Here is a 14,690-nt window from a genome sequence, read left to right as displayed (position 1 = left end):
AATTACTCTCCCTGCTCACTGGCAAGTGTTTTCTGAACGCATTCTTGCAATAGTTGACGAATACGGTAAAGCATTTGAGAAATAGCACCTACGGATCGCCCTTGTTCCGCCGCAATGGATTGCACAGATCCACCCGGTGCATATCGTTTTTGAATCAGCTGGCGGCTTTGTTCCGGAAGTTTGGTAAGACATCGCGACAAAACCTGCTGCAGGTCATGCGAACCAGCCAGTTTCTCTTCATTTTGTTTTGCTAACATGGATACCAGCTCGACATTAAATACCATGGAATCTCGTTTATTGTCACGGTAAAAGGCCATAACTTGAAAATAAGCGACTTTGCATGCCCAGGCAACAAAATTCGTTCCCTCTTTAAATTCTGCTGATCGTCGCCAGAGCACCATATTCGTTTCCTGGAGGACATCCTGTACCGCATCGGAATTCGGTAACAATGATCGAATATAGGCATAAAGCATACTCTGATGCCCGGTCAGCAATTGAACAAATTTTTCAGTCTCGTCAGGCTTCAAGATTTGAATGATCCCCAATATCAGTGCCATCAGTAGACTGGCGATGTCGAAGTAAGCTGCTTTTATATACCAGAAGATCGCCGATCTCACAAAAAATTCACAAATTGGACAAACATGATATAATTTGGCGTGAGATTATGGTGCAGTTCGGTATATGCTGGTAGATCGTAATCTATAATAGAGATTGTACTCTTGTGTACAGTTTTGTTTGCAGGTCAGGAATTCTCTGTTATTCGATTACGACAAAACCCGCCCACTGTTGTTTCTCTTCCGAGAACCCGTTTATCTGGAATTACTTGTTATGAAATTTCTGGTATCCATTAAGAGTGCTCCTTCTTTTCTGGTGTTTTTGCTCCTTTTCCTTCCCAGTTACTCTTTTGCAGAAGTAGAAGCAAAGAAACCTCATACCGGTTATCGAGGTTTGATACTCTCGCATCAACCGTCGGTTTATTGGAGTTTCGAACAACGTTCAAAGGCAGGATTTCCCAGTACTTCACTGAGTCATCACGATAAAAAGCAGTCACCTCAAGCGCTGACGGGATTGTTGAAAGGCAATAAAGTAGAGACATCAACAGGTCCCAGACCTTCTGAGTTTCCTCTATTCCAGTCAAACAATCAGGCTGCAGAATTCAAGCCAGGCCAGGGGTTTCTCCGCGTTGTTGACCCGGGTGAGAATAGTGTCCTCGATTTTACCGCCGGCGATTCAATTACATTAGAGGCCTGGGTCAATATGGAATCCACTCAGTCAGGTCGTCATTACTATATTATTGGTAAAGGTCGCACTAACCGACCAGGTATGGCACGCGATAATCAAAACTATGGCTTAAGAGTCACTGGGTCTGAGATCAGCTTTTTGTTTCGTGGGTATCCAAAAAAGAAAGATGAAAAGCCAAACTTTCATCGTTGGACTTCAAGAGGTGCAGGGATCAGCTCAGGCAACTGGCATCATGTTGCTGTAACTTATACGTTCGGAAAAAAGAAAAGCCTGAAAGCGTATGTTGATGGTAAGACTGTTTCCGGTAAGTGGGATATGGGCGGTGATACAACTTTGCCTCCCGTTGTCGATAACGATGAACTCTGGATCGGTTCTTCATTAGGTGGGTCAGCAAACAGTTCATTTCATGGACGACTGGATGAAGTCGCCATTTATAGAACTGCTTTATCAGCAAAACAAATTGCTTCCCACTTTCAGTATGTAACTCCCAAGCCTCGCATCGATTGGACCAGCGTTCCCTCTGATCGAGTTCAAGTGGATGTGTTTGAAGGGGTTCCCAATCGGAAATCATGGACCTTCCGCCCGCCTCGTTTTTCAGAATCATTCACGCAACCTCATTTTGCGCTGATTGATATACCTAATAAGTATTCCAGTCGGGGTATCAAGTTGGATCGTTCTGGTCCGTTTTTAATTCGGGCGATGTCGCATGTGACCATTCCTAAAGGAAAAAAGCGGATTCTGGTACGCGCGCGAAACGCGTCTCGACTTTATATCGACGATAAATTAGTTGCCGAGACGGGATTCCATAAAATTTCCGGTAGTGCTCACGGTCGTGTCTTTGATGTAGATCGTAGTTTGGCACCTCATATTCGCCCCTTGTATCGAGGCGATCAGGAAAAAGTGATCGAGTACGTTGGAGACGGCAAGTCACACCGTGTGCGGTTTGAGATGTTTGTCGGTGGTTTCGGTCATCGAGCTGATTTTGGCGAAACGGCTATTTTCATCGGTGATCTTGAAAAAGACTTTCAATTACTTTCAAACGATGATGAGTTAGTCTGGTTGACTGATGAAAGCTGGGTCCCCTTCGAACGCAAGTTCCGCCACTCACTGATCGCCATCAATGCACAGCGTCGACAGAAAGTGGCCACCAAAGAAGACAAATACTGGGATTGGCGACATCGGCTTGCCAGAGAGGAAGTACTGAAGCAACCTCAAGCCAAAGTACCCGCGGCTACCGTCGGGTTACGGGCAAACAATGAGGTTGATCATTTCATCAATCAACGTTTGGCTAGAGAGAAGGTCGCTCAGTCGCCACAGCTAAATGATCTTGCCTTTCTGAGGCGACTGTCACTCGACACAACGGGAACCGTCCCTTCGCCAAAATTGATTCAGGAATATCTCTCTGATAAACCAGAAACACGGCGTGTAAATGCCATTACGCGTCTGCTCAATGATCCCGGTTGGGCCGATAACTGGGTTGGATATTGGCAGGATGTTTTGGCTGAAAACCCCAATGTCATTAAACCCACTTTGAATAACTCGGGACCGTTTCGCTGGTGGATTCATGAATCCTTTTACGATAACAGACCTTTCGATCGCTTCCTCACCGAACTGGTGATGATGGAGGGCAGTAAATACTTCGGTGGTCCCGCCGGTTTTGAAATGGCTTCACAGAATGATGCTCCCATGGCGGCAAAAGCACATATCATTGGTCAAACCTTTCTGGGGTTAAACATGAAATGTGCGCGGTGCCATGATGCTCCCTTTCATGATTTCAAACAGCGCGATCTCTTCAGTCTGGCGGCGATGTTAAAGAGAACGCCGCAAGGAGTTCCTAAAACCAGCTCGATTCCGGGGTTTGATCCCAAGTCAAATTCGATGCTCGTTTCAGTGACCTTGTTGCCAGGAGAGCAGGTTCCTCCCAAATGGACGTTTGGAGAATTGATCAATCCCGAACGTTTTCCTGAAAACTATCTACGTTCTGCCAAAGACACACGTGAGCAACTGGCGGCCATTATTACTTCACCTAAAAACGATCGCTTTGCGAATGTGATTGTGAACCGCGTCTGGAAGCGATATCTCGGTCAGGGACTGGTCGAGCCCGTTGATGACTGGGATGGGCAGGAGCCTTCACATCCGGAATTACTTCAATACCTGTCACAACAATTCGTCATCCACGGCTACGATTTAAAGTATTTAGCACGCCTGATCTTTGAATCGGATCTCTACCAGCGGCAAGTGAGTACTGATGCGACCAAAGTCGAATCCATTGTGGAGGGAACTTACAATTTTGCATCTCCTGTTTTACGTCGAATGCAAGCCGAACAAATTGTTGATTCGATGTTTGCGATTTGTGGTAAGCCTTTAAATGCCGGACGCATGTGTATCGACATTGATGGGGCATTGGGTGTCCCGACCGCTCTTGACTTGGGATCTCCTCGTCGTGCCTGGGAATTTACCTCGCCTTCGAACGAGCGTGATCGTCCCAGCCTCGCACTCCCCTTTGGTCAGCCATTTATTACGCTACTGAAAACGTTCGGTTGGCGGGATACGCGACAGAATCCGACAAGCGTCAGAGAGTATACCTCAACGGCGTTACAGCCTGCGATTCTCGCAAATGGCATCGTTGGGAAGCGTTTCACACGCCTTTCAGATGACAGTGATTTTACAGAATTGGCATTGCAGGATCAGCCTGTAGAAAAGTTGATTCACCAGACGGTCTTAAAAACACTCACACGTGAGCCAACGACCAATGAATTACAGATGTTTGTTGAGTTGCTCAAATCTGGTTATACCGAGCGCGTCAATCCCAATGCAAAAATAGTCAGCCCTGAACCGTTACCTCGTAATCTGGTCGGCTGGTCAAATCATTTGAGCCCCCGCGCCAATGAAATTAAAGTCGAACTTCAGGCCGCAGTGAAAAAAGGAGACCCTCCTACACAGCGTCTGAAAGAAGACTGGCGAAATCGATATGAAGATATGCTTTGGGCACTCTTAAACTCTCCTGAATTTATCTTTGTGCCTTAGCTTCTCGACTTAACTTAATTACGATACCTTATCAGAATTATAAACTAAGAGTGAATCATGAACGAATTTCATTCAACACGCCGTGATTTCTTGCGTCAGGCATCTGTCACCGGTTTGGCTGCCTCTGCTTTGGGGACTCCCTGGCAACAACTTCTGGCCTCTGAGAAATCGAGTGTCAAGAAACAGCCGATGCCTGTCGGAAAAGCAGAGCATTGTATTATGGTCTGGCTGGGTGGCGGTTCCTGCCACATTGATACCTGGGATCCCAAACGGAAAGGCGATCCGAAAGCGAAAAAGGCAGGTTCCTATTACGATCCGATTCCGACAGCGATTCAGGGAACTGAAGTTTGTGAGCATCTTTCCAAATGTGCGCCGATTCTAGATCGATTCAACATTGTCCGAAGCGTACATCATGAAGTGATTGACGAACATGCGGCTGCCACAAATCGTATGCATACAGGACGGCCTACTACGGGTACAATCACTTATCCTTCTGTAGGTTCGGTGATCGCCCATCAGAGAGGAGCCGCGAGCCCGCATGCTCCTGCTTATGTTTTGATTGGATATCCGAACGTGACTCGTGGCCCTGGTTTCCTGGGAAGTAAAGCCGGTTATGTCTACCTGACAGATACGACCGCCGGTCCCAGTGGCTTCACTCGATCCGCACGCGTCAATCAGAGTCGGCAGGATCGCCGAGAACGCTTATTGTCAAAGGTAAGAGCCGAATATCGCCAGAAAAGTTTCGGCGGACAAACGATCCAGGATTATGACGAATCTGTCGCCGAAGCACTTCGTCTGTCCGGTCCCGAGTTCATGAAAGTGTTTCAATTAGAAAACGAAAAAAGTGACCTGCGCGCTTCCTACGGTGGCGAGTTTGGACAGCGTTGTCTGTTGTCGAGACGGTTGATTCAATCGGGAGTTCGCTTTATCGAAGTTTCTCATAACCTGAACTTTGTAAATGGTACAGGTTGGGATACCCATAACGACGGCCAGCTCAATCAGCATTTGTTGATTAAAGAGCTTGATTCTGCACTGTCGTCATTGGTACTCGACCTGGAGAAACATAAGCTACTCGACAAAACATTGATCGTTGTCGCTTCAGAGTTTGGTCGTCCTGCGAAATTCGATTCGGGTGGAGGCCGTGGCCATCAGTCCAAAGCTTTCAGCGTGGTATTGGCAGGCGGTGGCTTACAAAATGGAAAAACGATCGGTGTGACAAACGAACTCGGCGAAGCAATTGTCTCTCGTCCCGTTTCAGTTCCCGATCTGCACGCGACCATTTATTGTGCGCTGGGCATCGATCCTACTGAGGAACTACATTCTGGCGACCGTCCTGTTCCAATTACCGACATGGGGCAACCCGTGCGCGAACTCTTCGGGTAAGTAGACTCACTTTAGTCTAGCATGCAAACGGTTTTAAAAACGATAAGCCGTTCGAGTATCTGTTGGTTAAATACCAGTCCACAGTCTATCGTCAGTAGCTCTCTGAGGGAGCCATCATTTTTCCACAGTGATTTTTGTATCAGGGAGTGCTGCTTTAAGACGGTTGACGTTTGCATCTGAAATTTGAGTACGAATTAATCGAAGCTCTTTTAAACTTGTCATAGTCGCTAAGTTGTTCGCGCCTGTATCTGTTATTGAAACATCAAAGATCCAGAGAACATTCAGCTCCTTGAAATACAGAAGTGTCTTCAAAATTCCATGTTCGGAATTTAACGGTCCTCCGAGGAGCAGATCCTTGAGTTCTGGAAAGGCTTGGAGTTGTTCTAATCCTTTATCATCGATCTGAGTCAGATGAATTTGTAGACCAATCAAATCTTTCAAACTGGCCATTGTCTCTAATGATCGACCCGTGATCGAGGTTTGAGCAAGTGAAACTCGCATTAATTGTGGATATTGAACGACGGTCTTAATAACTTCATCGTCAAGCCTCAAATTATTATTAATATGTAATGTTCTGAGCTTAAGCTGATTGCTTAATCGAGCGAATCCTTGATTAGTTGTATTCGTCCCGGCAGCAAAAAGGAAAAGGAGATTCTTCAGTTGATTGATGACAGGAATACTCTTATCTGTGATTTTAGTGCTAGTGAGAACTAAAGACTGCACGGAAGTTAGTGGTAGAATATTGGGAAGCGTCTCATCAGTGACGTCACAATTAATGAGATTGATTGAAGTAACCTCAAAAGGGGCTTGTGGTAAATCAGCGGCACGCTCAACATTTTGACCTGCTTTCGTTGTGATTTTCCCACCGACAGAAAATATCCATGTGATCGCCTCTGCTTCTGTTTTCGCAATAGGAGCCGGTGTAGGAACAGGATTTTCTTTTTTCTCAGTCACCGTTGGTTTAGTAGGCGCAGGTTGTTTTTTCATGCTGATGGGTTGAGCACGAAGTACCTTTTTCTCTTCTTCCGTTCGTGGGCGCTGATAAGCAAAGTAAGCCATGATCAGAAATCCGACCAGAATCACAGATGTGATTCCCAGGAATCGAGGCATTAACCCACTACCTTCACCGGCAGGCCTATTGGAATCGGGATCGAGGTTTTGAAGACGCTGCTTACTTTTTTGCCGTTTGAGGACCAGCTTGACTCGCTTGTCATAATCTTCACGAAGCTCGGGGTTTAACAGAGTCAGTTCCGCTTCTTCAATTTCATAAATCAGCTGTGTCGCTTCTCGGTGATGTGCACCATGCAAATGATCTTCAATCGAAGATCGTTGACGCTGGGCTGCGGTTTGAATGACTTCTGAGTCCTGTTCATTCACAGAAATTCCCAGCAACTGATAGTAATGGGGCGGCTGTTTTTCCGGCGGGATACCCAGCCATTTATGATAGGAGTCAAAAGACATATAAAAGTTCCAAATGTGTGTTGCGTTGAAGATAAATTATTATCAAGTATATGTGTGCAAATGTGATCTTTTTATTGTAAGATTGGTATGAATTCAAGTCAATCAAGTGATAGTGAGTCGACTGACATCCGCTGGTGGCAAGTGTATCCTTTGACAAAGTTCGTTCTTGATTTCATTTTTTGTAAAAAGGTTTATCTATGCCGTCTCGGTCATCACATTTTGCGTTCATAGTGGCTGTGATTCTGTTTTTAATCGCGTTCGCAGTATTTATAACCGTCAAAGCGCCGCCGCTGAATCAGGGGCCAGTCGCGAAGGAATTGATTTCCTACGAAAAGGCGAATGAATTACTGCGATTTAAAAATGAAGGCATTGCTTATCTGGAAAATGCACAGTATGCAGAAAGTGATCCATTGCTGGAACGTTTGACAGAAGAGCTCCCCAGGGAAGTAATTGGCTTTCGTAATTTAACCATCTGCCGCTTATTACAACTGACACCCGAAAAAATACAGGCCGACCAGGAATTTGCTAAACAGGCAATTAGCACTGTTAATCAATTAATTCAAATCGCTCCGGATTCTGGTGTTAGCTATATCCTCTCAGCACGAATCTATACGGCACTGGGTGACCTTCAACAGGCTTTAGCTGCTTTACAACGTGCGATTCAACATTATCCCGAAGATGCTGCCGTCTGGTATGAGTTATCAGAGGTACAAAAACAGATTCAAAAATCTGAGGTGCAGAAGAAAGCAAAGTCTTCACTTGAAAAAGCCTGGGAACTTCAATCGGATAATTTGTTTCTGACACTCGATTATTTGCAAGTTGTGGTAGGTCAGAAAGCAGAACAAGCTGTTCCCGTGTTTGAGAAAGTCAAACAGTTGGCTGGGCCATTGGCAGACAGTGTCAAAGATCATACAAGGCTGGATTTAAACAAACTGATCGACGATTCAGTGACCGCGATTCGGGATCAAAAGTGGAATCTTGTGATTCGAAACGCACGAATTCTGAGAAATGTGTTGATAGCAGAGGATTTGGTCAAAAGTGATCGACGACGTGTAGAGCAGAATCCGCTTGAGTTTGTGATACATGATTTTCCACCTGAATTTTATACTGCTGTCGAGTGGCCGGCACGACAAAAGCCATTAACGGTTGAACTTGCTGAACCTGATCCATTGAAATTTTCTAGGGAACTACCACCTGATATCAGAGATTTACAGATTGCTGACTTCGATCTGGATGGTAAGCCAGATTTGATTCTGCTGAGTGCAGAGCAGGTTTCCGTGTTTACACAGAATGAGTCCGGGATTTGGGAAATCATCGCGAACCAAACCAGTAACGGAGATTATTCAGAAGTCCACGCAGTAGATTTGGATGCTGACGTGCAACAGTTAAACCAGGCTGCTTCAAATGAAAAGAAAGAGCAAATACTGTTTCCGGTGTCGCCGTCCCGCGATGCGGATTTGGATCTGGTACTTTCTGGGAAATCAGGAATCAAAGTTTTCGAGAATCAATGGGATTCTAAAACAGGAAAAAGAAGACTCGTTCTGAAAGCGCAAAAGAATGATCTGGCAGTATTAAGCGATGTACTGGCTGTCAATTTTTCTGACATCGACCATGATGGTGACCTGGACCTGGTGGCTTCGACTTCTCGCGGATTATCACTCTGGTCAAATCGAGGTGATTTTTCCTTTCAAGATATCAGTATGAATTCTCAGTTACCTCCTGACAGTCTGGCAGCGACCTCTATTGTACGTGTTGACTGGGATCGGGATGTCGATCTTGATTTGATCTTATGCAGCCGTGAATCGAAGCAGGCAGGCTATCTGGAAAATTTACGCCATGGCCGATTTCGCTGGAGACAATTTGACGCAAAAGAAAAAGAGTCAGTCATTAATCAGTTTGAGGAATGTCGACTGGTTGATTTTGATCGCAATGGTTCATGGGATTTGATTGGCGTTTCCAGAGCACAGATGATGTTGGTAGAGACGAACCGACCTCTGCCAGGAAGCGTGCAGATTGCCAGCGTGCGGCCACTCAAAGAGTCAGAGCCTGTCAACGCTGAGAATACAATATTACTAACAGGGGATTTAAATAACGATGGAGTTTTGGATGTTGTGGCGTCGAGTCCTAATGGATTGCAGCTATGTTTGGGAACAGCTGAGCAGAAGGCAGGTCAAACTGTCTATGTGAAAGATCAAGTGATCGTTTTTCCCAAGCCGATTCAAAAAATCTTGCTGTACGATCTGAATCAGGACGGTAGCCTCGATGTGATTGCCGTTACAGAAAACCAAATCGTTCAAAGGCAAAATAAAGGCAATGATTACCATTGGCTTGATATTTCACTCCGAGCAGAACAGGTTAAAGGAGAAGTCAAATCAGCCAGTGGTCGTGTGAATCATTACGGAATTGGAAGTTTGCTGGAACTACGGAGTGGTACGATTTATCAGCCACAAATTGTAGCGGGGCAGTCGACACATTTTGGTCTTGGTAAACAAACTGTGGCTGAAGCGATTCGTGTCCTATGGACTAATGGAATTCCTGTAAATATTATCAATGTGAAAACCGATCAGCGAATTTATGAGAAGCAGACTTTGATGGGATCTTGTCCTTATCTCTATACCTGGGATGGCGAACAGTTTTCTTTTTATACAGATCTGCTCTGGGCGGCGCCTATCGGCTTGCAGTTTGGCAAAGGCATTGTGGCCCCTTGTCGTGACTGGGAATTTCTCAAAATTGATGGCGACCGTTTAAAAGAAAAAGACGGTTTCTATGAATTGCGGGTCACTGAAGAGTTGTGGGAAGCCGGTTACTTCGACATGGTAGAACTGATGGCCGTCTATCATCCATCAGATGTGGAAATCTATACGAATGAAAAGGTAGGTCCTCCTGAAATAGCTGAAGTTGACATTCATACGGTACAGCATCCGCAAACACCAGTGGCCGCAATTAATCATGAAGGCCATGACGTCCTATCTGAGATCAAAGACGCCGACGATAGATATGCGAAAACGTTCAACAAAAAGTACCGCCAGGGGCTGACCGAGGATCATTTTCTGGAACTGGACCTGAATACTGAAGCGGTACTGAATACGAAGACGCCACCACGGTTGAAATTGTTTCTGACCGGTTGGATTTATCCGACAGATACCGGTATCAACTTGGCTTTATCGGAAAATCCATCGATGCCGTCGCCTCGGCCGCCGTCTCTGTCGGTTCCTGATGAGAACGGCGAATGGAAAACTGTCATGCCCTTCATGGGATTTCCTGGCGGGAAGACGAAAACAATTGCCGTTGATTTGGCAGACCAGTTCTTAACTAACGATTATCGCGTACGAATTAATACAAATATGGAATTCTACTGGGATCAGGCTTTTTTCACTGTAGACGAAGAATCAGCGGAATTTATGATGAGAGTGCTGCCGCTGGAATCAGCGACATTGAAATATCGCGGGTTTTCCACTCCCATTAATCATCCTGGAAATGGCCCGGAACGTTATGATTATGAAAGTCTGTCGTCAGACATCCAGTGGCCACCGATGCAAGGGGGGTTTACACGCTATGGTGATGTGAAAACTTTAGTGGAATCTGCTGACAATCGTCTGGTGATCATGGGCGCCGGCGATGAGATGCGGTTACGATTTGCAGTATCAGCAGCACCAGATAAACCTGGTTGGAAACGCGATTTTATCCTGCATAATGTCGGCTGGGACAAAGACGCTAATTTGCACACAATTCTAGGGCAATCAGTAAAACCACTACCGTTTCGGGAGATGGGGGGGTATCCCTATCCAACCCAGAATTATCCAGACGATAAGGTGTTACAGCAGGACCAAACGCAATATCATACGCGTCGGCAAAACAGTGCCCGCTTCTGGAACGCTCTGCAGAAACCCTGAGTAATTTTTTATGAGTGCATTTGCTTCAGATTTACGATAATATAATTCTTGGTGTTCTTTTTCCTTATCTCGATCAGGTGTTCAAGACGATGCGCTTTTTACCTCGTAGTTTTTCCTGTATTTTGTTACTGGCATCCTTTTGTACGACTGGTGTGAGTCGAGCTCAGGAGATGTTGTATCCTTTGTCTGTGGCGGCTTCTGACAAAGGGACCGTTTACGTAGCAGATCGAAAGTTACCGGGAATCTGGAGTGTCGAGAAAGGGAAGACTAACAGTTTCTTCACCGGTTCCAAAGTATTTCGTACTCCTTTGAATGCGGTTCGCTGTGTTACAGTAGATCCGCAAGGGCGAATCATCGCCGGCGATTCATCGACGCGCGAAGTGTATCGTTTTGAAAAAGAAGGCGAGAAACCAACACCGTTAACCAATGGGGGTATCGGGATTCCCATGGATGTAGTGGTGACAAAAAATGGCGACCTGCTCGTTTCTGACCTGGAATTGCATCAAATCTGGAAAGTTCCCGCTGCGGGAGGGGAACCCACACTTTTTGCAAAAGTGAGCGCACCCCGTGGGTTAGTGCTCGATCAGGCAGAGAATCTTTGGGTTGTTTCAGGAACCGCGGACCAGCTTTTGAAAGTCAGTCCCGATGGCAAAGTGACGGTGGTTGTCAAAGGACGTCCCTTCAACTTTCCTCATGACGTGGTCGTGCTCGACGATGGGACGGCAATTGTCAGCGATGGTTATGAGAAAGCACTCTGGAAAGTCACACCCGATGGAAAAACGGAAAAATGGGTGTCCGGTGATCCTTTCAAAAATCCGGTTGGTATCACACTACAAGGCGAAAATGTTCTTGTTTCCGACCCACACGCGAAAACGGTGTTTTCGGTAGATCCCGAGAAAAAAATCAGTGATTTATTGAAGCCTGCGAAATAGCATCAGAACCTAATTTGATTTCACAGGACCTTCATTCCACCAGATCGAAAACCATTCATTTTGGTCAGTGTCCTGAACTTCAAATGCTCCGACTGCCAGATCAAGGTCTCCATCCTCGTCAAAGTCACCTGCTTCGATCACTGCATGTTGTCCGTTTGAAAAATCGAGAGGGTGTCTACTAAACTGCCCCGGTGCTGTCTGTTCGTACCAGACAAGTGTGTTGCGCGGTTCCTGATAATTCCACGTCATCGTACAGGCAGCCAGATCGATGTCGCCGTCTCCATCAAAATCTCCGTGAGTCGCGCAATACGCGCCAGTCAGAACTGCGATATGATGATGTTGAAAAGGAAACGTACCCTTGTTTTCCAGCCATTGCACGGAGTGACTGGGGCGTAATTCAAACGAATCCATTGTATCGCCATTCGTATACAGCAGGTCGAGATCTCCATCCTGATCAAGGTCCACCAGTGAGATACTGGAAGAGCCATAGGCGGGTTCTGGAGCCTGGTAGATCGTCTTTTTTTTGAAGCGACCTGCTCCCTGATTCAAAAAGGCTTCGATGACTTCATGCTCCTGTGAAAAGAGTGTGATCAGATCAGGCAGACCATCATGATTCAAATCTGTGATTAAAACATGACTGGCACCATGACGACCATCGAGCACCTGAAATTCGAATTTCAAACTTGCTTTCGAAGGCGAGACATTTTTCAGATAGAGTAAACGTCCGGTATCTCGCCAGCCAAATTCGGCAATGACAAGGTCCAGGTCTCCATCTTTGTCGAAGTCAGCCGCTTTTACATCGGCGACACGTCCTAATCCTTCCTGGAGGGTCTGTGGTCGATAAGCTTGCTTTTCATTATCGAATACCAACAAAGTTACCTTACCAGAATCATGATCCGCTGGACCGAAACTACCAAGGTCCGCAACCAGATAATCATCATTCTGATCCAGGTTCAGATCGATGCGTTCGATGTGGGCCGGGTTCATCAATTTCGCCAGAGGATAATAGCTGGGCTTGGATGAATCGAACTGAATCCACCCGACTTCACCCGAACCCATATCGGTCATCAGGAGTTTTCCTGATTCATTTGCTCCTGGGATCCATTTCAAATGCGAAATGCTGGGCATTTGTTTGTCAGACTGTTGCGGAAACTCTACTTTTCTAAACTCGATAGGACCTTGAGGGGTATCGACAATTGGTATCGGTAAATCATGTTGTTCTGGAGCCTGTGTGACGAAGTATTGAATCACTTCGGGCATGGGCGGTACACGCAGATTCTTGCGCGGGGATAATTCATAGTGTGCATATTCTCTGGGGATCTGCATCCGCCAGGCTTCTTTTGTTAATACACTTGGGTCAGGACAGAGATGACAACTTCCGCAGAAGCTTTGAATTTCGGCATGAAACTCCTGAAATTGAGCTTCAGGTGGAAGTGCAACATTCGGTTTAACGCCGTCTTCCTGCTTTTTACAGGATAGCGATAACATAAGAATCATGCATAAGCAGAGGCGAATTTTCATTATTGAGACTGTTGGTCAAGAATAGGTTTTAGCGCTTTTTCAAATGCATTAGCCTGTCTGAAAAAACCAAGGTCGGTGGGGTGAGATCCATCAACCGTATCTTCGCTGTCATTGCCCAGCAGAGATTCTCCATCCAGATAATACAGATATTTGACACCTGAATTTTTCAGTTTTTGATATGCTTCCTGGAGCGCCTGACGGCTCGTACGATGTCTTTCCTGGCTACTCTTTTTGAGATAAGCATTTGAATAAGTTCGATCTTCTACAAGTAAGATCGGCGTGTCTGGATGTGCTTTACGTAACGTGTTGACAATGGACTCCGTCTCTTTGGCAACCACGGGTGCGGTTACATTGGGCAGGCAATCGATGATGAAGACGCTGGCGTCCAATTCGGCTATCAGCTTCGAGACTTCCGGTTCCATGCGACCATTGCCGGAAAATCCGAGGTTGATTACCGGACGATTCAGCCTGCGGCCTAGAATGGCAGTATGAACCATGCCGGTTCGAGAAGCACAACCTCCCTGAGTGATCGAAGTACCCCAGAAGACCAGTGGTTTATTTTTACCTGGCTGTCGCGCGGGGGCTTTCCAGAGATGACTGGATTCTGGGATGCCAATCTCAACCGATTTGACACCATTGTAGAGTGGCAGATAGAGAAAATACTCTCGTTTTCTCGGCATCAGGCTTGAGATCAGAGTGACGCTATTTTCTTTTTTTGAAGGGCGGCCTACTGCCAGCCAGCGCCACTTGTCAGAATCGGTTTTGACATAGAGATCTAAGCCACTGACACCAGTCGCAGCCATATGATTCATTGCGATATTGGCAGACGTCAGTTCCCATTTTGCTTTGATTGTGGTGGCATCTGTGACAAAGCGAACGGCAAGACCAGCTGAATGTTTACTGAGCGACCAGACTGGAGGGCGAACAACGCCTTTTGCTTTTTTGGGTAGTCGATCAAAAAATGTTTCCGTATCAGTCCAACCTTTGCCTTCGACACCCAGGTTCTTGATATCGAACCAATGCGTTTTATCTTTTTCATCGACCTTGAATGTAGAGACTGGTTGCGTTTCAGCAATGACATCTTGTGGTAGAAACAATGAAAGTACAAGAATTGCAAATACTGATAGCCGAGCGCTGTGTTTTAAACTCATGATTTTTTCCGTGGTGAAGTCTCAGGATGTGAAACAAATCTGAACTTATTTCATATTAGCAGTAGCAATTATGAAAAAGA

The 14,690-nt window shown here is 45.9% G+C and carries 8 protein-coding genes; 4 read left to right on the top strand and 4 right to left on the bottom strand.

Translation table 11 applies throughout. The features are described from left to right. Nucleotides 1–2 precede the first annotated feature (2 nt). Complete coding sequence (locus tag V144x_RS26935; RefSeq protein ID WP_144990107.1) at nucleotides 3–617, bottom strand: sigma-70 family RNA polymerase sigma factor; 615 nt, start codon at nucleotides 615–617, stop codon at nucleotides 3–5. A gap of 211 nt (nucleotides 618–828) precedes the next feature. On the opposite strand from V144x_RS26935, the gene V144x_RS26930 reads away from it, so the two are divergent. Next, nucleotides 829–4,269 carry a DUF1553 domain-containing protein gene (locus V144x_RS26930; protein WP_144990105.1) on the top strand — a complete coding sequence of 1,147 codons (3,441 nt, stop codon included), beginning with the start codon at nucleotides 829–831 and terminating at the stop codon, nucleotides 4,267–4,269. Nucleotides 4,270–4,326: 57 nt separating this feature from the next. Beyond that, nucleotides 4,327–5,652, top strand: coding sequence for a DUF1501 domain-containing protein (locus V144x_RS26925; RefSeq protein WP_144990103.1), 1,326 nt, complete (start codon nucleotides 4,327–4,329; stop codon nucleotides 5,650–5,652). Nucleotides 5,653–5,766: 114 nt separating this feature from the next. On the opposite strand, the gene V144x_RS26920 is transcribed toward V144x_RS26925, so the two are convergent. Next, nucleotides 5,767–7,113, bottom strand: a complete 1,347-nt coding sequence (locus V144x_RS26920; protein WP_144990101.1) for a leucine-rich repeat domain-containing protein — start codon at nucleotides 7,111–7,113, stop codon at nucleotides 5,767–5,769. A gap of 197 nt (nucleotides 7,114–7,310) precedes the next feature. Here V144x_RS26920 and V144x_RS26915 point away from each other — a divergent pair, with 197 nt between their 5' ends. Both V144x_RS26915 and V144x_RS26910 read left to right on the top strand, forming a co-directional pair. Further along, entirely contained in the window at nucleotides 7,311–11,006 is a 3,696-nt protein-coding gene (locus V144x_RS26915) for a CRTAC1 family protein (protein ID WP_144990099.1), read from the top strand. Between the two features lie 89 nt (nucleotides 11,007–11,095). After that, nucleotides 11,096–11,938, top strand: coding sequence for an NHL repeat-containing protein (locus V144x_RS26910; RefSeq protein WP_144990098.1), 843 nt, complete (start codon nucleotides 11,096–11,098; stop codon nucleotides 11,936–11,938). A 9-nt stretch (nucleotides 11,939–11,947) separates the two neighbouring features. On the opposite strand, the gene V144x_RS26905 is transcribed toward V144x_RS26910, so the two are convergent. Both V144x_RS26905 and V144x_RS26900 read right to left on the bottom strand, forming a co-directional pair. Next, nucleotides 11,948–13,426, bottom strand: a complete 1,479-nt coding sequence (locus tag V144x_RS26905; RefSeq protein ID WP_197998658.1) for an FG-GAP-like repeat-containing protein — start codon at nucleotides 13,424–13,426, stop codon at nucleotides 11,948–11,950. A 32-nt stretch (nucleotides 13,427–13,458) separates the two neighbouring features. After that, nucleotides 13,459–14,610 carry an SGNH/GDSL hydrolase family protein gene (locus V144x_RS26900; protein ID WP_144990094.1) on the bottom strand — a complete coding sequence of 384 codons (1,152 nt, stop codon included), beginning with the start codon at nucleotides 14,608–14,610 and terminating at the stop codon, nucleotides 13,459–13,461. Nucleotides 14,611–14,690: the final 80 nt, after the last annotated feature.

The organism is Gimesia aquarii, assembly GCF_007748195.1.
GTDB classification, from domain to species: Bacteria; Planctomycetota; Planctomycetia; order Planctomycetales; family Planctomycetaceae; genus Gimesia; species Gimesia aquarii.
This window is presented reverse-complemented; position numbering and strand designations above follow the sequence as displayed.